The 21,173-nt window shown below is 58.3% G+C and carries 16 protein-coding genes; 6 read left to right on the top strand and 10 right to left on the bottom strand.

Going from position 1 to position 21,173, the window contains the following annotated elements; genetic code table 11:
- Positions 1-3: 3 nt before the first annotated feature.
- Positions 4-2,760 carry a calcium-translocating P-type ATPase, PMCA-type gene (locus CI070_RS00450; protein WP_094136606.1) on the bottom strand — a complete coding sequence of 919 codons (2,757 nt, stop codon included), beginning with the start codon at positions 2,758-2,760 and terminating at the stop codon, positions 4-6.
- A gap of 167 nt (positions 2,761-2,927) precedes the next feature.
- On the opposite strand from CI070_RS00450, the gene CI070_RS00445 reads away from it, so the two are divergent.
- Positions 2,928-3,581 carry a hypothetical protein gene (locus CI070_RS00445; RefSeq protein WP_094136605.1) on the top strand — a complete coding sequence of 218 codons (654 nt, stop codon included), beginning with the start codon at positions 2,928-2,930 and terminating at the stop codon, positions 3,579-3,581.
- A gap of 109 nt (positions 3,582-3,690) precedes the next feature.
- Here the strand turns inward: CI070_RS00445 and CI070_RS00440 are convergent, their stop codons facing one another.
- Entirely contained in the window at positions 3,691-6,228 is a 2,538-nt protein-coding gene (locus CI070_RS00440) for a hypothetical protein (RefSeq protein ID WP_094136604.1), read from the bottom strand.
- Between the two features lie 565 nt (positions 6,229-6,793).
- Here CI070_RS00440 and CI070_RS00435 point away from each other — a divergent pair.
- On the top strand, positions 6,794-7,432 hold the full coding sequence (locus CI070_RS00435; RefSeq protein ID WP_143245641.1) for a PEP-CTERM sorting domain-containing protein: 639 nt from the start codon (positions 6,794-6,796) through the stop codon (positions 7,430-7,432).
- A 172-nt stretch (positions 7,433-7,604) separates the two neighbouring features.
- A complete protein-coding gene (locus tag CI070_RS00430) occupies positions 7,605-9,335 on the top strand; it encodes a thiamine pyrophosphate-dependent enzyme (protein ID WP_256943562.1) in 1,731 nt (576 codons plus the stop codon).
- Positions 9,336-9,389: 54 nt separating this feature from the next.
- Here the strand turns inward: CI070_RS00430 and gatB are convergent, their stop codons facing one another.
- Positions 9,390-10,856 (bottom strand): Asp-tRNA(Asn)/Glu-tRNA(Gln) amidotransferase subunit GatB, encoded by a 1,467-nt coding sequence (gene gatB / locus CI070_RS00425; protein ID WP_094136601.1) that lies wholly within the window; start codon positions 10,854-10,856, stop codon positions 9,390-9,392.
- A gap of 337 nt (positions 10,857-11,193) precedes the next feature.
- Entirely contained in the window at positions 11,194-11,925 is a 732-nt protein-coding gene (locus CI070_RS00420) for a uracil-DNA glycosylase family protein (RefSeq protein WP_094136600.1), read from the bottom strand.
- Between the two features lie 110 nt (positions 11,926-12,035).
- Here CI070_RS00420 and CI070_RS00415 point away from each other — a divergent pair, with 110 nt between their 5' ends.
- The 3 genes from CI070_RS00415 to rfbA all read left to right on the top strand — a co-directional run bounded on the left by CI070_RS00415 (position 12,036) and on the right by rfbA (position 15,056).
- Positions 12,036-12,998, top strand: coding sequence for a 6-phosphofructokinase (locus tag CI070_RS00415; protein WP_046434818.1), 963 nt, complete (start codon positions 12,036-12,038; stop codon positions 12,996-12,998).
- Between the two features lie 132 nt (positions 12,999-13,130).
- Positions 13,131-14,183: a dTDP-glucose 4,6-dehydratase gene (gene rfbB, locus CI070_RS00410; protein WP_094136599.1), complete on the top strand. Its 1,053-nt coding sequence runs from the start codon at positions 13,131-13,133 to the stop codon at positions 14,181-14,183.
- 9 nt (positions 14,184-14,192) lie between these two features.
- Positions 14,193-15,056 carry a glucose-1-phosphate thymidylyltransferase RfbA gene (gene rfbA, locus CI070_RS00405; protein WP_094136598.1) on the top strand — a complete coding sequence of 288 codons (864 nt, stop codon included), beginning with the start codon at positions 14,193-14,195 and terminating at the stop codon, positions 15,054-15,056.
- Between the two features lie 243 nt (positions 15,057-15,299).
- On the opposite strand, the gene CI070_RS00400 is transcribed toward rfbA, so the two are convergent.
- The 6 genes from CI070_RS00400 to CI070_RS00375 form a co-directional block, all read right to left on the bottom strand.
- A complete protein-coding gene (locus CI070_RS00400) occupies positions 15,300-16,001 on the bottom strand; it encodes a hypothetical protein (protein WP_143245640.1) in 702 nt (233 codons plus the stop codon).
- 120 nt (positions 16,002-16,121) lie between these two features.
- Positions 16,122-17,618: an acetyl-CoA hydrolase/transferase family protein gene (locus tag CI070_RS00395; RefSeq protein ID WP_094136596.1), complete on the bottom strand. Its 1,497-nt coding sequence runs from the start codon at positions 17,616-17,618 to the stop codon at positions 16,122-16,124.
- Positions 17,619-17,678: 60 nt separating this feature from the next.
- A complete protein-coding gene (locus CI070_RS00390; protein WP_094136595.1) occupies positions 17,679-18,458 on the bottom strand; it encodes a biotin--[acetyl-CoA-carboxylase] ligase in 780 nt (259 codons plus the stop codon).
- Positions 18,459-18,494: 36 nt separating this feature from the next.
- Positions 18,495-20,084 (bottom strand): sodium ion-translocating decarboxylase subunit beta, encoded by a 1,590-nt coding sequence (locus tag CI070_RS00385; RefSeq protein WP_094136594.1) that lies wholly within the window; start codon positions 20,082-20,084, stop codon positions 18,495-18,497.
- A gap of 153 nt (positions 20,085-20,237) precedes the next feature.
- Positions 20,238-20,639, bottom strand: a complete 402-nt coding sequence (locus tag CI070_RS00380) for a biotin/lipoyl-containing protein (protein ID WP_179218419.1) — start codon at positions 20,637-20,639, stop codon at positions 20,238-20,240.
- Positions 20,640-20,713: 74 nt separating this feature from the next.
- Positions 20,714-21,160, bottom strand: coding sequence for an OadG family transporter subunit (locus CI070_RS00375; RefSeq protein WP_094136592.1), 447 nt, complete (start codon positions 21,158-21,160; stop codon positions 20,714-20,716).
- Between the last annotated feature and the right edge of the window lie 13 nt (positions 21,161-21,173).

Genomic DNA, 21,173 nt, shown 5'->3' with positions numbered 1-21,173 from the left:
GGTTTACGGGCGGCCTGCGGATTTGTCCGGCGTGAATGCCCGCGCCAGTTCTCCGAACCACAGGACAAGGGAGGTGCCTGCGAAGATGAGGCCCCAGTCCGTCCAGCTCAGGGGCACCACGTTGAACATCTTGCCGCCGAAGGTGACGATGAGGTATTGCCCGGCCAGGATGAGCAAAGCCACCACCCCGAAGCCCCCGATGCTGGCGCCCATGCGTGCAAAGGCGCTCTGGTGCGTGTTGAATGCTTTGGCGTTAAACATGTTCCAGAATTGGAGCAGGACGAAAATGGTGAAAAACAGGGACAGTTCATAACCTGTCAGTTCATGTTCCGGGGTGGAGAAGTCCAGGTAGCTGTGGAAGTAGCCGCTGAGGCTGAACTGCGTGAGGCTGGTAATGTCCGCATGCTTGAAATATTGCAGCAGGCCGAACAGGAAAGCGACGAACAGGATGCCCACGCCCAGAATGTTCCGCCCCATGGGGCGGGTGATGATGTGGTCCGTCGTCTTGCGCGGCGGGTCCCGCATCACGCGTTCGTCCGGCGGCAGGGAGGCCAGCGCCAGCGCGGCGAAGGTGTCCATGATGAGGTTCACCCAGAGCATCTGCGTGACGGTGAGGGGGGATTCCGTGCCCAGGAACGCGCCGATGAGCACAATGAGGCAGGCCGCCACGTTAATAGTCATCTGGAAGACGATGAAGCGCTGGATATTCCTGTACAGGGAACGCCCCCACATGACGGCGCGGGAAATGCTCATGAAGGAATTGTCCAGAATGGTGATGGCGCTGGCTTCCTTGGCTACGGTGGTGCCGTCCCCCATGGAAAGCCCCACCTGCGCGGCGTTCAGCGCGGGGGCGTCGTTGGTGCCGTCCCCGGTGACGGCCACTACCTGGTCCTTCTTCTGGAGCAGCTTGACCAGCCGTTCCTTATCCATGGGCCTGGCGCGGCACATGATTTTCAGGTCCATCACGCGGTCCAGCAGTTCCGCATCCGGGGTCTGCTCAAACTCCACTCCCGTCATCAGGCGGTCCGGCGTGTCCTCCTCCGTCCACAGGCCGATCTGGCGCCCTATTTCCCGTGCGGTGCCGGGGGTGTCCCCCGTGACGATCTTGATGCGGATGCCCGCGTCCATGCAGTCCTTCACGGCTTGGGGCACATCGTCCCGGACGGGGTCGGAAATGGCGGCGATGCCCAGATAAACCAGATCCTTGCGGATGATGCGGCCGTCCTCGAATACCGGGGCGTCATCCTCCAGAACGCGGTACGCGAAGCCCAGCGTGCGCATGGCCTGGTTCTGATAGGCCAGGAGCTGTTTCTCAATGGAGGGGCGCATGTCCGCGGCGGGAACCTGGCCTTCCGGAGTCAGGACGGTGGAACAGAGGCCCAGCACGATTTCCGGCGCGCCTTTCACGTAAAGGACTTTTTTGCCCAGCAGGGGGGATTCCGCCACGGTGGCCATGTACTTGCGTTCCGTGGAGAAAGTAAGCTGTTCCAGCACGCGGGCGTTTTCCCGCAGGTCCAGGTAATTCACGCCCAGCCCGTGCAGCCACAGGAGGAGCGCTCCTTCCGTGGGATTGCCCAGGGCCCTGATATGTTCCGGGTCCGCGTAATCCAGAAAGGCGGTGGAGTTGACGGCGATTCCCTCCCGGATCAGTTTCCCCAGCTCGTTTTCCGCCGGGGCGGCGTCCCCCAACCCGTAAAAGTCAGCCTTGTACACGTTCATCTGGTTGCGCGTCAGGGTGCCCGTCTTGTCCGTGCAGATGACGGTGGCGGCCCCCATGGTTTCGCAGGCGTGCATCTTGCGCACCAGGTTGTTGTTGGCAAGCATGCTCTTCATGCTCAACGCCAGGCTCAGGGTGACGCTCATGGGCAGCCCCTCCGGCACCGTGACGACGATGACGGTTACGGCGATCATGACGGTATTCAGAATATAGGTCCCCGCGCCCAGCCATTCCACGGGGCCGGGCAGGTGGGAGAAGTACAGGGTAAGCCGCCCGATGATGATGAGGGCGGCGATAGCGTAGCTGGCCCAGGTGATGAGGTCGCCCAGCCTGGAAAGCTGGCGGTTGAGGGGCGTCTGCACCTTGTTGTCGATCTGGGAGCCTTCATAAACCTTGCCGTATTCCGTCCTGTCCCCCACGGACGTCACTTCCATGACGCCGTGGCCGTCCGCCACGGTTGTTCCTTTCAGAACGTGGTTGGAGGGGTAGGTGGCGTCCTTCTTGAATTCCGCCTCATTCGTGGTTTTGCCGATGAGGGGTTCCCCCGTCAGCGTGGATTCGTTGACCTGGAGGGAAACGGCTTCCAGCAGGACGCCGTCCGCCGGAACCTCCTCCCCTGTGTTCAGGATGACGATATCGCCCACCACCACGTCCCGGCGGGGCAATTCGCAGATATTGCCGCCGCGGATGACCTGGACCATGGTGTCGTCATTGACCTGGTTCAGGATTTCAAACTTTTTGTTGGCGCTTACCTCGAAGGCGAAGCCCACGCAGGTGGCCAGCAGGATGGCCGCCAGGATGCCCGCGGGCTCCAGAAAGACGCTGGCCGGTTCCGCTCCGGTAAGGAACTGATAGCAGGCCACGCCTACGGACAGGAACAGGGCCACCAGCAGAATTTTAATGATGGGGTCTGAAAATTTCTCCAGAAATTGCTTCCACAGGGGCTCCTTTTCCGGGGGAGTCAGGATGTTGACTCCGTATCTGGTCCGGTTTTCCAGAACCTGCTGTTCCGAAAGCCCCTGATGATGTGCTGCGCTTTTCATGGTTCAGATGCTTCTTTACCTGATTGGAGTCCGTGAGAAAAGTGCGGAGGAATATTTTCCGGGGTCATGACGGGAGTTTTTCCGCGGGGCGCGGCCCGCGGGCCGTGCTTTGAAAGGCGGCATTGTTGTCTTGACTTTAACCATGTTCCGGAGATTCTGGAGCGCCTATGTGGAATGATCTTTCTCATGGATTTTCCGTGCTGGCGGATGCCCTGACCTTCCTTTCCCGTTCCTGGGGGTTCTGGGTTTGCGCGGGCAGCGTGGCGGGGCTGGCCGCCGTTTATGCGTGGTGGAGGAAGCGGCTGGCTCTGTGGGCGTTTGTTCTGGCGTTCCTTTCCCTGCTGGCCGTGGTGGGGTTGGCGTGCCGCCAGGCGGCGTGTCAACAAACTTTCCTGTGGATTCAGAAGCCGGACCTGCGGGACCTGTCCGGAAAGTATGAGGTGGAATCCTCCCCCAGGGAGCGGTGGTTTTTCCGCCCTCCGGAGCTGAAGCGTTTTTTCCAGGTCAGTTCTTCCACGCTTCTCCTGAATGAAGACGGGACGTGCGAGATTTCTTCCTTTCCCCGTCCGGAGGCATGGGGCAGGTGGATTTCCCGCCCGGAGGAGAGGGAGAACCTTTCCGTGCTGGAGGAGGACCTCGTTTCTTCCTGCCGCGGCACCTGGTCTCTGGTGAAAAAAGGGGGATATTACGGCATCTCCATCGTCTATTCCTCCGGCGGCAGCCTGACGCTGTACCCGGGCGGGGAAGGTGCGGAATGCCTGGTGATGCCGGTCAACCCTGCCAATCCGCTGGAAGCGGTGACGTTTGAAAAAACATTCTGACCCGGGCTCTGTGCGGGCGGGAAAAAAGAAGGGAGGCGGGATACCCGCCTCCCTCAACATGTTTTTCCAGCGCCGTTCCGGCTTGGCCGGGCGTGCGGGCCGGCCGGTTTTATTTGACCTTGCCTCCTTCGTACACCAGCACTTCAAAGGGCTTCAGCGTGAAGGAGAGTTCCTTGTCAATATTTACGGAACTGCCGGAGAAGCCGTCCAGCGTCCGCTGGTCGTCATAGGAATCCTTGAAGGTGATGGAGCCCTTGACGTTCGCGGGAATATCCAGGATGCTGCGCAGGGTGCCGGTCAGGCTCTTTTCCTGGTCGGAGGAATTGCGGAGGGCCAGGGTGGCCTTGTTTTTATTCCATGCGGCCCAGCCGTATACGGACCCTTCGTTAGTTTCCCTGTTCCACGGATTGCCGCCTACCCAGTGCACGTCGTCCAAAACGTCCGCATTGCGGCGGATCCATTTGATCCCCTTGGCCAGTTCGTCCCACAGGACTCCTCCGTTGGCGTTCATCAGGTCCCGATCCACGTAAAGCTCCTGGAGGGAAGTGCCGCAGGCGGTGGCGCAGCGGAGTTCTTTCTTGACGTTTTCCGGGTCGCGGGGCATGCATGCCGGAGGGCCGAATTTAGTGACCATCAGGCCGTGAGTCATCATGGAATTGATGGGCATCAGCGGGGAGCCCTGCACAAAGACTTCATGCACCAGGCGGTCGCGGTAGGTAATCCATTTGTCGCGGTTGTCGCCCGTTCCGATGGTGCCGAAGTCATTCTCCTGCCTCCATACGGAATCCGCGTAACGGAACCAGAAGGGGGATGCCCAGGTCCCTACGGTACAGTTGATGTAAAGATCCCCCTTTTTCTTGCGCAGGGCGTTCAGCACGCGGATGATGCCTTCCGCATCCTCCTCGTTGCCGGGCCCCTTGGCATGGAAGTGGGTGCTGATGCCGTCGAATTTGAAGTACTTCATATGGTAGTCCTTCACCATCTGGGAGCAGCGGCCCACAAAGGCGTCAAAATATTCCTTGTTGGAGAGCTGGAAGTTGCCGATTTTGTTGTCCGGATGCTTCACGTTCCAGTGGGCGAGACGCTTGCCCTTGGAGGCTCCGTAGCCCCCCACCGGCCCCAGCCACGTGCCGATGCCGGCCTTTTGTTTTCCGGCGGCGGCGTCAATGCGCTTGAAGCCCTGCGGGAACATCTTGTGGAAATCCCACAGGCTGTTGAATTCATCCCAGCCGTCGTCCCAGACGAAGGCGTCAATGGACATGCCGCGTTTCTGGAAAAACTGTTCCTGCCAGTCTTTCAGGACGGCCAGACATTGTTCTTCCGTCATGCGCTTGGCGGGGTCCGAATCATTGTTGCGGTTGATGTTCAGTTCATACCAGGAATTATAATGGATGAAGGGGCGGTAGGGCATCACGCGTTCCCGTTCCATATAGGCCAGGAAGGAGCGGCGTTGCTGGCCGGGGGCAAAGATTCCGAGAACGGAGGATACGTCCCATATTTCCCCGGGCTGCATGGTGGTTTTACGGCTCCAGAGACCCTGGGCCAGCCGGGATTCGCCCGCCTGGGCTTCCTGCTTTTCCTCCAGCGTGCGCACGGGCAGGGAAAAGGTGATTTCCCCCTTGCTGGCAATCGGTTCGCTCTTGGTCTGGGCCCAGTAGCGCAGAATGTAATTTCCCCTGGAGGGAACTTGCACCGTGTAAGTGTTGCCGGCATTGGAATCTCCGGTGTTGCCGTTGTGGAAATCGGAATCAAGGACGGCCCCCTTGGAGGAAAGGAGCTGCACGCCGGCGAGGTTCAGCTTGTTGTTGCCCTTGTCCCCTCCCTTATACTGGAAGGTGACGGCGCATACGCCTTTGCCGTCAATGGAAACCGGGCCTTCCGCACTGGAAACCTGTTCTCCGTACTGCTTTTTCAGTTCCTGGGGAACATTGAAATTTCCTGTCCATGAAGCTGTGGACCACTTGTCCGCTCTCCAGCTGGCGGTTTCTCCCCCTGCCGTATTTCCGGCGCCCCCCACAGTATTGATGCCCATGGGAGTTTCCAGGGCAGTGAACGCCAGGTCATTGACGATGAGCGCGCCTCTGGCGTTGCCGGAGACGGAGGGCGCTCCGGCTTTCCCTTCTACCAGGTCATATTGCATCGCTATGATGTTTTTCATCTGGATGGGTTTCGTACATGCCAGGCGGAGTTCCTGCCGCAGGTAATGGGAATGATCCCTGAGCACGGCGCGCCAGGAGATGCGAAGGGCGCCGTTCAGAGCCTGAAACGTGGCGCTGACGGCTTTTCCCGGGAAGCGGTCAGCCAGCCTGAACGCTTTGGGATTGGGCTGGAGGGCGGTGAACTTGACGTTTCCCGCTTTCAGATCGGAGGATTTAATGCTCCGTCCATCCTGAAGATTGATGATAAATAAGTCTCCCCCTGCCTTGGCGACGGGCCCCAGTTTGGAAGTCATTCCCCCGAAGGAAAGACTGCCGTTCCGAAGGATAAATTTGGCCGTCAGGATATTATTGGAAAGAGTATAGCCGGAAGCGGATTGTTCCGCGTTGGCTGTTCCGGGAGCAGGCCCCGGAAAGGCAACTTCTGCCGGAGACGTGGGCAGACAGCCCAGCAGGGTTGCCATGGCAATGGTTGTTTTGAAAAATTTCATGATGAAATGATATTACAGCTAGCGGGAGCATAATTTGGGGCAGGTTCTTTTTCAAGAAAAAGGTCTTGGAAGTGGAGGGGGAGAAGAGTGATTCTTATTGAATATGAAAATATTATGTTGTTTTTTTGAGGGCTGGAAAAAGACAACCGAATTCCTAATCCGAGGTCAACCTAACATTTCAGATATGAAGATATTATCACGATTTTTCTCTTCTGAGAAAAAGGATTTCTGTTTCTAAACAGCAATTTCAAAGCGGCTGCAAAAAAAAATTATTCTGCGCTTCATTTATATTTTTTCATAAGTTGCAGAAAATAAGCATATTGAAAATTTGTTTAGAGAATAAAAAAGAGTTCTTTCCATCTTTCCCAGTTGAGAGAAAAAAGGGCGGATTAGGAATCCGATATATGAAGGGCAGAGAATATTCCTCTAACAAATCAGTCCATCATACATAAAAATGAAAAAGACTTTAGCATTAATGGTTATTGCTGCTTGTTGCTCCGTGCCGGCATTGGCGGACCCCGGCTCTGTTGCTCCGGAGTCCGGAACGCTTTACAATTCCGGTACGATGACAACAACTGAAGGTGTTGCTCTGGGAAAAGAGATGACGTTCGGAAGTCTTTCAAGCAACGCTATTCCTGCTGGTTCCATTCCTTATGGTGCTAATTTTTATGCTTCCAGTTACACGATCTCCCTCTGGCTGGACACCTCTTCCTTAACGCAAGGAGCCCAAACCGCTCTGTTCGGTTATTATGGACGCAACGCAAATCAAAGCTACGGGGCAAATGCCCTGTATCTGACTTCAGATGCCAAGCTTGGCATGGGAGATGGAAACTTGAATACTTCTAACGGGTCTTTTACTCAAGACCGTGGGGACGTTTCTGAAACTTCCGTTGTTTTGGGTGGAGGTCTTCTTAACGTTACTTTGTCCGTCACGGGCGCAGACCAGAGACAGTCTGTGGATGTCTATGTGAATGGTTCTCTGCTTGACACGTTGTCCTACAACGGCAACATGAACGGCAACGCCAACCCCATTAGCAGCTGGATTAATCCCAACCTTACATGGGGTGAAGTTAAATGGACGGATGAAAAACTTGGCGCGGAACAGATTGCCGGTTTTGCCGGGCTTCAGGTTCCGGAGCCGGCCTCCGCTTCTCTGGGAATCCTGGGCCTGGCCGCCCTGATGATGCGCCGCCGCCGTTCCTGACGGTTTCCCACCGGAAAACCCGTCAATTCATGGGCCGCTGCCTGACAAAGGCGGCGGCCTTATTGTTTCTTATATCGGGAGGGTAACCGCAGGTATTTTCTCCGGTACGGAAAAGGCGGGAGGATGACACATAAGAATGAATCCGTGGGAGATTGGACGGTGTCTAAGCTACATGCACAGGGTAGCCGATCAGATCGTTGAAATTTTGGAAAAGGCGGGAATTAAGCGAATTTACGGAATTGTGGGGGATAGCCTGAACCCCGTTACGGACGCTTTGAGAAGGAGGAAGACCATTGAATGGATTCATGTGCGGCATGAGGAAGCGGCGGCATTTGCCGCGAGCGCGGAAGCCCAGCTGAGCGGGAACCTGGCTGTATGCTGCGGCAGCAGCGGCCCCGGCAACCTCCATTTGATCAACGGCCTGTTTGACGCCCACCGGAACCATGCTCCGGTGCTGGCCATCGCCTCCCACATCCCGCAGAGCCAGGTGGGCATGGAATATTTCCAGGCCACGCATCCGGAACAGCTTTTCAAGGAATGCAGCGCATATGCGGAACTGGTTTCGGAAGCTTCCCAGGCTCCGGGCATAGTGATGTCCGCCATTCAGCACGCGTGGGCCAGGCGCGACGTAGGCGTCGTCGTCCTGCCCGGAGACATTGCGGATGCCCCCGCGGAGATGAAGCACATGGTTCATCCTCCTTCTTATACCCGGGAGAGTGTTGTTCCTGAGCATGAATCCGTATCCCTTCTGGCGCGGATGCTTGATGACCACCGCCGTATCACTTTCTTCTGCGGCGCCGGGTGCGCGGGCGCGGAAGACAAGGTTGTCAAGCTCGCGTACCGTTTGAAAGCCCCGATTGCCTACACCTGGCGGGGCAAGGATTATTTTGAGCATGACAATCCCCTGGGCATCGGCATGACGGGGCTGCTGGGGTGGGGAGACGCCTACAAGGCCATGCATGAAAGCGACATGATCGTGTTGTGGGGAACAGACTTTCCCTATTTCAATTTCATCCCCACCAAACCTGAAATCGTGCAGATTGACAGGCGCGGGGAAGTGCTGGGCCGCCGCTGCCGCCTGGACCTGGGCATTTGCGGGGATGTTTCCGTCACGGCGGAGGCGTTGCTGAACATGGTGCAGGAAAAAACGGATTCCGGGCATTTGGACGCCTCCCTGAAACGCCACGCCAGGGACGTGAGGGATATGAACGCCTATATGGAAGGAAATGACAAGGAGTCTCCCATCCGTCCGGAACAGCTCACGACCGCCTTGAACAGGCATGCGGCATCCGACGCCGTATTTACGGTAGATACCGGCACCCCCTGCATCTGGAGCGCAAGGTTCCTGTGCGCTACGCCGGGCAGGAGGACGCTGGCTTCCTTCAATCATGGCTCCATGGCCAATGCCATGCCGATGGCCATCGGGGCGCAGATGGAATACCCCGGACGTCAGGTAATTGCCCTGTGCGGAGATGGCGGCCTGTCCATGCTGCTGGGGGATCTCATCACGATCGTGCAGTACAGGCTGCCGGTGAAAATCGTGGTGTATAACAATGACTGTCTGGATTTCATCCAGTTGGAAATGCAGGCGGCCGGGCTGATCCCATGGCAGATCAATCTGAATAATCCCTCTTTTGCCGCCGTGGCGGATGCCGTCGGCATCAAGGGATTTTTATTGGACAAATCCAGCCAGGTGGATCAGATGGTGGACATGTTCCTGAATTATCCCGGCGCCGCTCTGCTCGACGCGCATGTGGACAGGGACGCCATTGCCCTGCCTCCTTACATCAGCATGGGCCAGGCCGCGGACTTTTCCCTTGCCATGATGAAGCAGACGCTGGCCGGGGAAGTGAAGCAGGTATGGAATACCCTGGCCGGGAACAGGAAGCTGTTCAAACCGTGATGCCCTGCGGGCTGGAGCCGGAAACCGGGAAGGAAAGCGGCTCTTTGTTTGGGGTCACTTCAGGGAAAGGGCCTGTTTCAGCGCTTCCGTTACGATTTTCGGGTTGGCCTTGCCTTTGGCGGCCTTCATGACCTGGCCGGTGAGCCAGTTCAGGAGCTTCTCGTTGCCTCCCTGTATTTCCGCCACCTTGTCCGGATTGGCGGAAATAACTTCCCGCACGATGCCGTCCAGAAAAGAGGAATCCGCCTTTTCAAAGCCCAGCAGCTTGGCGGCCTGCGCTGCGGCGAGGGCCGGTTCATCCCACATCTTGGCGAATACGTCCTTGGCCTGGTTGTTGGAAACGGTGCCGTCGTCAATAATGGCGATCAGCTTCCGGATGGCGCCGGGTTTTACCGGGCATTCAGACGGCCTCATGCCTTTTTCGTTCAGCACGGCGGAAATGTTGTTGATAACCCAGTTGGCGATTTTTTTGCCGCTGGCGGTTCCCCGCGCCGCCTCTTCAAAAAAGCGCGCCAGCTCCAGATCCCCCACCAGCACGTTGGCGTCATACTCGCTCAGGCCATATTCCTCCATGAAGCGTTTCTGCCGTTCCTGGGGCAGCTCGGGAATCTGTCCGCGCACCTTCTCCACCAGGGGGGCCGTGCATACGGGAACCAGATCCGGGCAGGGGAAATAACGGTAATCGTGCGCGTCTTCCTTGGTGCGCATGACGACGCTTTCTCCGCGTTCGTCGTCCCAGCGGCGGGTGGACTGGATTTGAGGAATGCCCATGTCCAGTTCTTCCGCCTGGCGCCGGATTTCATCATGAAGGGCTCTGCGGACGGCGGACATGGAATTGATGTTCTTCATTTCCACCTTGGCTCCCAGTTCCTTCTGTCCGTGGGGACGCAGGGAAATATTCACATCGCACCGCATCTGGCCCTTTTCCATGTCCGCGTCGGAAATATCCCCGTAATTCAGAATCTGCTGGAGGGACTTGAGATAGGCGTAGGCTTCTTCCGGGGTGTCGATGTCCGGCTCGGAAACGATTTCCATCAGGGCGGACCCCGCGCGGTTGTAGTCGATCAGGGAATAATTGGCGTGATGGGTAATCTTCGCCGCGTCTTCTTCCAGGTGGATGCGGGTCAGCTTCACGGTGCGGAAAGGGGGGACGCCGGCTTTGATTACGTCATTAGGATAGGACCAGGGGTACAGGGGCACTTCCCCGCCCAGGCACAGCGGAAGATCCAGCTGGGAGGTCTGGTAATTTTTAGCCATGTCCGGATAGAAATAATTCTTGCGGTCCCACTGGGAAATCTCCGGGCTGGAACATCCCAGCATCAGGCCGGTCAGCAGCGTGCGTTCAATGGCGAATTCATTCAGGACGGGCAGGGCGCCCGGCAGCCCCAGGCAGGTGGGGCACACACGCGTATTGGGTTCAAAGCCAAAGCCGGTTTCGCAGGAGCAGAACATTTTGCTCTTTGTCTTGATCTGGCAGTGGACTTCCAGGCCAATGGTCACGATGTAATCTGAAATTGCCATAAATTCGGAACGCTTGAAGATCGCGGAAACTGTACGGAACCCTTTTCTCCCTGTCCAGTAAAAAGGCCTGCGGGGGAGAGCGGAGGGTTTTCCGGCTAAAGATGATGATTGGTCTGGCGGAAGGCTGTTTTTGCAATGGAGGCGGGGAGGCGTTTATGTCCTTCTCCGCCCCGGTGACGCCGGCGCCGCGTCTCAATCATTGTTTGAAAACACGGGCCCGCTCCCGCCGTGGCGCGGGAATTGCCGCAGGTGAACAGCATGAACCGCAAATTTCCGGCTTGTTGCTCCGGTGATTCCTTTCATGTCACGGAACTCTCCGCTCTAACCTCCCCATTCTTTATAAAATGCCCAGTTCCTTAAGCTGCTGGATGGGGCGTTCCGGCCAGAGTTTGTTGGCGATGGGGCTGGCGGGGCTTGGGTGGAGCAACGTGCCGATGGTGAAGTTCTTGCCGGGGAGCCGGGAGGCGGCGTCCCGCAGTTTCTGCGTGGCGTAGGCTCCCACCCCTACCAGCGTATGGGGATTCAGGATGGTGATGAGGGAAAGCAGGTGCTCCATGCATACCGCGTCCACGGCGGCGCGCTGTTCCGCCGGCAGTTTGTCCGGCGTGATGTTGGCCCCGGTGGCGCCCATCCAGATCAGCGGGCAGTAATTGGCCACGTAATTGTGCCGGAAGAAGTTTTCCGCGGTGCCGAAAGCTTCCGCGAAAAGTCCCCACAGGCGGCGGCCGCTGACTTCCGACCTGGGGCAGCCGAAGCCTTCCACGGGACGTTTGGGATGGGTATGTTCCGGACGCCCCACCTCTCCGCGGATGTGCAGCCAGTTGACGACGGCATCCACTTCCCCGAAGGGGACGCCCGTCTGGGCCATGCCGAAGGGGCCGGGATTCATGCCCAGGAACAAATGGCCCTTTTCCCCGTTTCCATAGGTGCGCACATACTGTTCATGCGGGTTCCATGCATAAGTAAGAGGGTTGTAGGTAACATGGACCGGAGCTCCGAACCGGAGCCGTTCCGTGCCGTCCCGGAGGGCGGCCGTGGCTTTCAGAATGGCTGCTGCAGTGTCGTTCATGCCTCCGCATCATGAAGCGTTACCGTTTATTGCGCCAGTAAAAACTCCGCGCTTGCATTATTTGTTCCGCCCGGTAACATTTCCCCCCGGACAAGTTAACCTTATTACTTATGAGTGGAATAGCCATTATGACATCTGGCGGCGACGCCGCCGGAATGAACCCGGCGATCAAGGCGGCAGTGGACCATGCCCGCCAGCTTGGAATGAATCCGTACGTTGTTTATGACGGTTTGGAAGGACTGATTGATGGAAAAATCAAGGAAGCTACCCGGGAGCTGACCAGCGACATGATCTACAGGGGCGGAACTCTCCTCCGTTCTTCACGGTCCAAGCGCTTTTTCGACTACGAATTCCGCAGGCAGGCCTACGAGCATCTGAAGGAACGCAACATCGACAAGCTCATCATTATGGGCGGAGACGGCTCTTTCCGCGCCCTGAACGACTTTTTCAATGATTTTGAAGTGCCTTTCGCCGGTATTCCGGCCACGATTGACAACGACATTGCCGGTACGGACTACTGCCTGGGCGTGGACACGGCCCAGAACGTGATTCTGGACTGCATTGATTCCGTTCGTGATACGGCCCGTTCCCATCACCGCGCTTTCGTGATTGAAACGATGGGCCGGGACTGCGGCTATCTGGCGATGACCACCGCTCTTTGCAGCGCGGCGGACATCTGCATTGTCCCTGAAATTCCGTATGACCTGGAATCCATTTACAAGCGCCTCCAGCCTGTCATCAATGAGGAGGGAAGCTGCATCATTGCCGTGGTGGCGGAAGGCACCCGCGTGGCGCAGTACCTGACCCGCTGGCTGACGGAACGCGCCGGCATGGATACCCGCCTGACCGTGCTGGGCCATGTGCAGCGCGGCGGTTCCCCCACCGCCCGTGACCGCCTGATGGGGACCCGTTTTGCCACCCGCGCCGTGGAAGCTCTTAACAATGGGGACATCAACCAGATCATGGTGTATCATGACGGCCAGTACGGCTATGCCTCCCTGGATTCCGTGGCCGGGCAGCAGTACTCCGTGAACCAGGATATCATCAACCTTTGCCGGGAGCTGAGCTGCTAGCCGTCTCTGCGGTTACGGATCCCCGCTTTTCCGCGCCCATGCCGCTGCGTTCCCGCGGCATGGGCGGATTTGTTTTGAAAAAAAACGCCGCTGTTGTATAATGGCGCCGCATCTTTCCCTGAAAACAGTGCTATGAAAGTTATCGTTACGGGCGGCGCCGGATTCATTGGCTCCAATCTGGTCAGGCTGCTGCTGGAGCGCGGCCATGAAGTCCTGAATATTGACGCCCTGACCTATGCCGGCAACATCCATTCCCTGGACGGTTTGGCGGATTCCCCGGCATACCGCTTTCTGCACGCCGACGTCCGGGACGCTTCCCTGATGAGCCGCACCCTGCGGGAGTACGGGCCGGACTGGGTAATGCACCTGGCGGCGGAGTCCCATGTGGACCGTTCCATTGACGATCCGGGAAACTTTATGACCACCAACGTCATGGGCACTTTTTCCTTGCTTCAGGCCGCCCTGGAATATTATCGCTCCCTAGAAGGGGAGAAAAAGGAGCGCTTCCGCTTCCATCACATTTCCACGGATGAGGTGTACGGCTCCCTGGGAAAGGAAGGCCTGTTCACGGAATCCACGCCGTATCGCCCCCATTCCCCGTATTCCGCCAGCAAGGCTTCCAGCGACCACCTGGTGCGCGCCTGGCACGATACGTACGGGCTGCCCGTGCTGATCACCAACTGTTCCAACAATTACGGCCCTTACCAGTTCCCGGAAAAGCTGATCCCCGTCGTTATCCTGAAAGCGCTGGGCGGGGACCCCATCCCTGTATACGGCAAAGGGGAAAACGTGAGGGATTGGCTGTATGTGGGGGATCACTGCGAGGCGCTGCTGAAGGTCGTTTCCTGCGGAAAACCCGGAGAGACGTACAACATCGGCGGCAATAACGAGAAGACCAATCTGGAACTGGTGGAGCTGCTGTGTTCCCATCTGGATGAATTGCGGCCGCGAACGGACGGCCGGAGCTACCGGGAGCAAATCACCTTTGTTCAGGACAGGCCGGGCCATGACCTGCGCTATGCGATTGACGCTTCCAAAATACGGAGGGAATTGGGATGGGCTCCGCGCCAGGACCATTCTTCCGGATTCAGAAAGACCATTCAGTGGTATCTGGACCATGAGGAATGGTGGCGGGGCATCCTGTCCGGGGAATACCGCCTGGAACGTCTTGGAACCAATGGCTAGGAGGTTGATATGAAAGGTATTGTTCTGGCCGGGGGAAGCGGCACGCGGCTGCATCCCGTTACGCTTTCCGTCAGCAAGCAACTGCTGCCCGTTTACGATAAGCCGATGGTTTATTATCCCATCTCCGTGCTGATGCTGGCCGGAATACGGGAAATCCTCATCATTTCCACGCCCCGGGACCTGCCCCTGTACCGGGATTTGCTGGGGGACGGCAGCAGGTTCGGCGTCTCCTTTGAATACAGGGAGCAACCCAGGCCGGAGGGGCTGGCGCAGGCATTTATTATTGGAGAGGAGTTCATCGGAAAGGATTCCGTAGCCCTGGTGCTGGGGGACAATATTTTTTACGGGCGCGGCCTGACGGAGAAGCTGAGGCGGGCCGCCAAACTGACGAGCGGAGCGACCATTTTCGGTTACCAGGTGCATGACCCGCAGCGTTTCGGGGTAGTGGAATTCAATGATGAGGGGAAGGCGGTATCCATTGAGGAAAAACCGCTGAGGCCCAAATCGGACATGGCGGTGACGGGCCTCTATTTTTACGACAACCGGGTGGTGGAGATCGCCAAAAGGATTCCCAAGTCCTCCCGGGGCGAGTTGGAAATTACCTCCGTGAATCAGGAATACCTGAAGCAGGGCCTGTTGCGCGTGGAAAAGCTGGCGCGCGGCTATACGTGGCTGGATACGGGCACGCACGATACCCTTCTGGAGGCTTCCATGTTCGTTCGCACGTTGGAGCATCACCAGGGGTTCAAGGTGGCGTGCCTGGAGGAGATAGCCTTTAATAACGGCTGGATTTCCCCGGAGACGCTGCGTTCCCAGGCCGGAGCCATGAACAATAACGGTTATGGCCGGTATTTGGATGAATTGGTGAAATAGGGCTGTCTGAGGTCAGCAAGGGAACTGGAAGGGGCGACCCTGCAAATCCCTTGGTTTTCGTGGGAGGGGGCGGTTTGCTTCCCGGCGATGTTTTCCATGCGGTGGCCGTGCCGGCGGAAATTTCCGGACGTTGTCTGCTCAAGGCCGTAAAAGCCTTTCATGCCGTGAGCGGTTCACGTATTCATGCCGCGGACTGGGGGTAACCCCTTCCAACTGGCTGTAAACATGAAGGCAGGGAGGAAGTCAGGGGCGGTTGCCCGGCATGGCGGGATCCATCGGTTCCGGCATGGACGCTATGGACATGACATTTTTGAACAGGCGCCGCGCCAGAATGACGGAAAGGGCCGCCAGCATGATTTCCAGGCCGCAGGACAGGAGAACGGCCAGCCATGCAGTTGGCGCAGCCAGGGAGGGAACCGCGGTGGACAGGAACTGCCGCAACAGGACGGCGAGAAAGAACAGGGCGCTCTGCAACCCGCAGCCCGCCGCCGCAATTCCCCAGGACAGGAATAATTTTCTGCCTGCGGCGCCGTATCCCGCCGTATAAGGGAAGGAAAAAAAAGAAGTGACGGCCGCCAGAAGGAGGAGGATCTCCCAAACCCTGTCCATTTCCGTGTATTGCGATGGGGCGGGCATGCCCGCAAAGGGAATGAGGAGCGCGTACAGGGCGGGCAGCAAGGCCAGCACGCTCAGATTTCTTGTTATCCTGCTTCCCCGGGAGGCCAGCAGAACTCTGGCGCCCCAGAATAGGAGGAGGGACAGGGAAAGGATGGAGAGCAATTCCGCCCCTGTCCCCAAAAGCAGGAAGGGCGCGGCTGTCCGGGGAGAGCGGAGGAACCAGGGCATGAACAGATGGATAAGGACAGCCGTTGCGACGCCCGCGCCGAAAAGGACGGCGCAGACTTTGATGAAAGCCTTGGCGGCGGGGTAAATCATCCAGTTCATGATGAAGAGACGGGGGAGCGGGGAACGGAAAAAAGGAAAAGGACCGCTCCCTTTGCGGAAGCGGTCCTGAGTAGTCAGCGTGAATTCATGGATGCCAATGCGAATGACGGCATGCGGGAATTACTTATACTGGGCCCAGTCGACATTCTTCATGTCTCCGCTCCTGGCCAGTTCGGCATGCATGCCCAAAGCGGCCTTGATAGATTGCGGCGTCTGGGCTTTGCCGTCAGACAGCTTCAGGTAATCCCAGAGGATGTTTTTGTAATCCGGGTGGACGCAGTTTTCAATAATGGTCTGGGCGCGTTCTTTCGGGCTCTTGCCGCGCAGGTCCGCGACCCCCTGCTCGGTAATAATGATATTGACGTCATGTTCCGTATGGTCATGGTGGGAAACCATGGGGACGATGGCGCTGATCTTGCCGTCCTTGGCAACGGACGGGCAGGTGAAAATGGAGATGTAGGCGTTGCGCGTGAAGTCGCCGGAGCCGCCGATGCCGTTCATCATCTTCGTGCCGCCGATGTGCGTGGAGTTGACGTTCCCGTAAATGTCGGCTTCAATGGCGGTGTTGATGGAGATGACGCCGAGACGGCGGATAACTTCCGGACTGTTGGATATTTCCGAGGGGCGGAGCACCAGTTTGTCGCGGAAAAAGTCCATATCCCTGTAAATGCCTTCCAGGCAGTCGTTCGTTACGGTCAGGGAGCAGGCGCTGCCGAACTTTACGCGGCCTTCCCGGATCAGGCCGATGACGGAGTTCTGGATGACTTCCGTGTACATCTCGAACGCGGGAATCGTCTTGTCGCGGCCCAGGGCGCCCAGCACCGCGTTTGCGATGTTGCCTACGCCGGACTGGAGAGGCAGGAATGTAGAGGGAATGATGCCCCGTTTCATGTCGGCGGCCAGGAAATCGGCCACGTTCTGCCCGATTTTATCAGTCAGGGGATCCGCTGCGGCGAAGGAGCGGGCTTCGTCCGGCCAGTTGGTTTCCACCACGCCCACAATCTTCTTCGGGTCAACCTGGATGTACGGCTTGCCGATGCGGTCGCTGGGTTTGAAGATGGAAATTTCACGGCGGTAGGGAGGATCCAGGGGTTCGTAAACGTCATGCAGGCCCATGGCGCTCTTGCTGTGGGCGGCGTTTAATTCCACGATAATTTTGTCTGCCAGGCGGCAGATGGTGGGAGCGATCCCGCCCGCGGCCGTCAGATAAATTTTGCCGTCAGCCGTGACTTCACAGGCTTCAATAATGGCGACGTCCACGTTGCCCATGAACCCGTAGCGCACTTCCTGGGCCATCTGGGACAGATGGATGTCATTATAGGCGATTTCCCCGTTGTTCACCGCCTTGCGGAAGTCAACGTTGGTGGTGTAGGGAGCGCGGTAGCGGATCGCCTTGGCCCGGGAAAGGATCCCGTCGCAGGAATCGCCGGTGGAAGCGCCGGTGAAAACGCTCACCTGGAAGGGGTTCCCCTTTTCGTGTTCCGCTTCTGCAATTTTTGCCAGCGCGGCCGTAACGGCCTTGGCCGTTCCGGCGGGAGTGAATCCGCTCAGCCCAATATGGTGGCCATGCTTGATCAGGCTTGCTGCTTCTTCTGGTGTCAGTACCTTGTAACTCATGTCAGTGATTTTTGTTGGATGAAAAAGAAAGAAACCCCGTGTAAAAACGGAGCGGCAGGCTCATTCTTCGAGAAGCCTGTTGATCAGGTGCGCCGGCACGGCGCGGACGGCGCCGGACGGCAGGGATAGCACAGGATTGCCCTGATCGTCAATCCCTGTAAAAATGCCCCGGACGGTTTCATCATCCGTAAGAATGGAAACCGGCCTTTCTCCGGCCCATGCCCGGGCCAGACCCTCCTGGAGAGCGGGGATGCCGCCGCGGGAAAAGACGGAGAGAACCTGGTTCAAATGACTGCCCAGGGAAGCCATGACGGCATGAAGCGAAGGGCAGTTCCGAACAAGATCCGACAGCCTTGCCGGAGGGTCCTTGATTTCCCCGGCGATGGAGGCTACATCATTGAAAACATTGATGCCGATGCCGATGACGGCCATGTGCTCCGCCGGGCGTTCCACCAGTATTCCCGCCAGTTTGGATTTGCCCGCCAGCAGGTCGTTCGGCCAGCGCAGGCGTACGGAATCCAGCCCCATGCCGCGGAGCATGTTGAACAGGGCCAGTCCCGCAACCAGGGGCAAATGGCCCCAGTGCACGCCGGCCGCTGCATCCGCGGGAGCGGTCAGGGGAACGGTGAAGGATGCCCACAGGCCGCCTTTATCCCCTATCCATTTGCGGTTGAATCTGCCCCGGCCTCCTGTCTGGACGCGGCAGACGGCAATATGCCCCGGGGGCAGGGAGCGGGCCAGGTCATTGGTGGAAAAAGCCTCGGCCCATTCATGATAAGTCCAGTCGCCGCATGGTCCTTCCTCCTCCGGAGGGCTGGAAAATGGGGCTGCCGAATTCATGGGACGGGCCGAGGCCGGTAATAATTTTAATTCTGGTTATTTCGCCAGCGTGGCGATGTAGTAGCCCGCGATGACCGCGGTGCCGATCACGCCTGCAACGTTCGGACCCATGGCGTGCATGAGCAGATAGTTGGAGGGATCGTACTTCTGGCCCACATTGTGGGAGACGCGGGCCGCCATCGGGACGGCGGAGACGCCTGCGGACCCGATGAGGGGGTTGACCGGATTCTTGCGCCAGATGAGGTTCATGAGCTTGGCGGCGATGACGCCGCCCGCAGTGGCCACGCCGAAGGCGACAATGCCCAGCAGAATGATCAGCAGCGTTTCCGCCTGCAGGAAGCGGTCTCCCTGCATCGTGAGACCCACGGAGGTTCCCAGGAAGATGGTGACGATGTTGATGATTTCATTCTGGGAGGCCTGAACCAGGCGTTCCGTCACCTTGCATTCGCGCAGGAAGTTGCCGAGCATCAGCATGCCGATGAGCGGGGATGCGTCCGGAATCAGCAGAATGGTGACAATGGTTACCAGCACGGCGAAGAACAGTTTTTCGCTCTTGCTGACCGTCCGCAGGGATTTCATGCGGATGAGGCGCTCCTTCTTGGTCGTCAGCAACGCCATGATGGGCGGCTGTATCAGCGGAACCAGGGACATGTACGTGTATGCGGCCACGGCCACGGCGCCCAGCAGGTGCGGAGCCAGCTTCATCGTCAGGAAGATGGAGGTGGGGCCGTCAGCTCCGCCGATGATGCCGATGGAGGCGGCTTCATTCGGGTTGAAGCCCATGAACAGGGCCATGAAGAATGTGGCGGCTACGCCCACCTGGGCCGCCGCGCCCAGAAGCAGGGTGCGCGGTGCGGCGAGCAGCGGGCCGAAGTCCGTCAGGGCTCCTACGCCCAGGAAGATGATGGGCGGGAAAATTTCAGCCTTGATGCCCAGCCCGATCCAGTCATACAGGCCCCCGTGGATGGAGGTGACCAGAAGTTCCTGGGTATGCTGTCCTACGGCCACGTATTTGCCTGCGGCGGAAACCACCAGGGGCTCCAGCTTCTGCGTTTTCAGGTTCACGGGAACACGGTTGCCGGTGGTGTCAAAGTAATTGACTCCCTGCTGGCGGACGACGGTGGTTCCTTCTCCGTTCGTGAGCAGGAAGACCGGCTCATTGCCGTTGTCCTCCGTCACGTTCTGGAAGTCCTTCAGGTTGGGATCCACCGTCAGACTGTCGTCTCCCAGACGGGCGGCGTCAGCTTTGGCTTTTTCCTGGGATTCCCGCACGGACTTGATTTTGGAAACGGTCAGCTGGCTGCCGGGATAAACCTGCATGGGCTGCTGCATGGTTTCCAGATACTGGGCGCGGGCTTCCGGCGTGGTCAGATTGGCCGGCACCTTGGCGGGCGCCTGCTGCAGAGGAGCCACATGAACGCGCAGGTAGCCCACGTTGTTCAGGGACGTGGAGGTTACTTCCCCCTGTTCATTGGAGGAAATGACCTGCTGGTTCAGCTGGGTGATGAGCATTCCGTTGTCCGGAATGTTGGCGATGAGGGCGCCGAAAGCAATGGGAACCATCAGGAGAGGTTCATATTGCTTGGCTACACCCAGATACAGGAGCAGGATGGCAATGCCCCACATCCCTACCATTTGCCATGATAGGGAGAAGACGCCCATCCCCTGTAAAAAGGTGATTAATGAATCAAAAAGACTCATACGGAATGTTATTGTAGCGGTTTGTTATCTGAGTCGGAGCCCGGAACTGTTGGAGGTCCCGGGCGGTTGCCGCCGGGATTAACCGATCTTGGCCAGAGCCTGTCCTTCCTGAACCGTATCACCCGGGTTTACGCAGAAAGCGGTGAGCGTGCCGGAGGCGGGAGCGTAGATGATGGTGTTCATCTTCATGGCTTCCAGCGTCAGAATCTGGTCGCCGGCCTTCACGGAGGCGCCAGCGGCCACGTCCAGGGAAACAACCTTGCCGGCAAGCGGGCTGGGCACGTCTCCGGCGCCGGCGGCGGCCGGAGCGGGCGCAGGTGCGGGAGCCGGGGCTGGGGCGGCTACGGGGGCGGATGCGGCAGGAGCGGGAGCGGCCGCGGGAGCCGGGGCCGGGGCTGCGGTAGTGGAGGATACCTGGTCCAGGAGTTCTACGGATACGTCAAATACCTTGCCGTCTACGGTGATGCGAAGTTTCTTCATGATAATGTATGGTATGGAGTATTAAGTTAAATGGTTCCCGCCGGGGCGGGGGTAAGGGTGAATAATGCTGTAGTTCAACGGGAAGGCCGAATGCGGTGGGAGGCGAAGATTTCCGCCCTGCCTGCGGCCGCATAGCCGGAGCCCGGGGATTGCTTGATTTCCACAATGCGGTGGCTCATGCCGTCCAGGCCCGCGTCCACGGCGGCGGAGATGACGGCCACCATTTCCGGCGTGAGCTCCGTCATGGCGGAGTCCACCGCTGCGGAGAGGATGGCGAGCATTTCCGGAGTCATGCCCGGTTTGCCCGCCGCAGCGGGGGCGGCGGCAGGCGCGGCTACGGGAGCGGCGGTTTTGGCTTTGACCCTGTTCTGAATGGCGGCGGCGATGGAGCCGCTGATGGTCAGAATGACGGCCAGGCCACCCAGGCACATCATGACCACCATAATGCCGACAATCTGATAGTTCAGATTGTTCATGACGTTGGCGATGCCCTGTGCAAAGGCGAGTGTTGTGAGTAACATATGATCCGTCGAG

The organism is Akkermansia muciniphila, assembly GCF_900184965.1.
In the GTDB taxonomy this organism is placed as follows: Bacteria; Verrucomicrobiota; Verrucomicrobiia; order Verrucomicrobiales; family Akkermansiaceae; genus Akkermansia; species Akkermansia muciniphila_A.
The sequence above is the reverse complement of the archived record's forward strand: the minus strand, read 5'-3'. Positions and strand labels throughout refer to the sequence as shown.

Bases quoted from the DNA above. Each gene is read 5' to 3' on its own strand.
- CI070_RS00450 (WP_094136606.1), bottom strand. From the start codon at position 2,760: ATGAAAAGCGCAGCACATCATCAGGGGCTTTCGGAACAGCAGGTTCTG.
- CI070_RS00445 (WP_094136605.1), top strand. From the start codon at position 2,928: ATGTGGAATGATCTTTCTCATGGATTTTCCGTGCTGGCGGATGCCCTG.
- CI070_RS00440 (WP_094136604.1), bottom strand. From the start codon at position 6,228: ATGAAATTTTTCAAAACAACCATTGCCATGGCAACCCTGCTGGGCTGT.
- CI070_RS00435 (WP_143245641.1), top strand. From the start codon at position 6,794: ATGACAACAACTGAAGGTGTTGCTCTGGGAAAAGAGATGACGTTCGGA.
- CI070_RS00430 (WP_256943562.1), top strand. From the start codon at position 7,605: ATGCACAGGGTAGCCGATCAGATCGTTGAAATTTTGGAAAAGGCGGGA.
- gatB (WP_094136601.1), bottom strand. From the start codon at position 10,856: ATGGCAATTTCAGATTACATCGTGACCATTGGCCTGGAAGTCCACTGC.
- CI070_RS00420 (WP_094136600.1), bottom strand. From the start codon at position 11,925: ATGAACGACACTGCAGCAGCCATTCTGAAAGCCACGGCCGCCCTCCGG.
- CI070_RS00415 (WP_046434818.1), top strand. From the start codon at position 12,036: ATGAGTGGAATAGCCATTATGACATCTGGCGGCGACGCCGCCGGAATG.
- rfbB (WP_094136599.1), top strand. From the start codon at position 13,131: ATGAAAGTTATCGTTACGGGCGGCGCCGGATTCATTGGCTCCAATCTG.
- rfbA (WP_094136598.1), top strand. From the start codon at position 14,193: ATGAAAGGTATTGTTCTGGCCGGGGGAAGCGGCACGCGGCTGCATCCC.
- CI070_RS00400 (WP_143245640.1), bottom strand. From the start codon at position 16,001: ATGAACTGGATGATTTACCCCGCCGCCAAGGCTTTCATCAAAGTCTGC.
- CI070_RS00395 (WP_094136596.1), bottom strand. From the start codon at position 17,618: ATGAGTTACAAGGTACTGACACCAGAAGAAGCAGCAAGCCTGATCAAG.
- CI070_RS00390 (WP_094136595.1), bottom strand. From the start codon at position 18,458: ATGAATTCGGCAGCCCCATTTTCCAGCCCTCCGGAGGAGGAAGGACCA.
- CI070_RS00385 (WP_094136594.1), bottom strand. From the start codon at position 20,084: ATGTGGGGCATTGCCATCCTGCTCCTGTATCTGGGTGTAGCCAAGCAA.
- CI070_RS00380 (WP_179218419.1), bottom strand. From the start codon at position 20,639: ATGAAGAAACTTCGCATCACCGTAGACGGCAAGGTATTTGACGTATCC.
- CI070_RS00375 (WP_094136592.1), bottom strand. From the start codon at position 21,160: ATGTTACTCACAACACTCGCCTTTGCACAGGGCATCGCCAACGTCATG.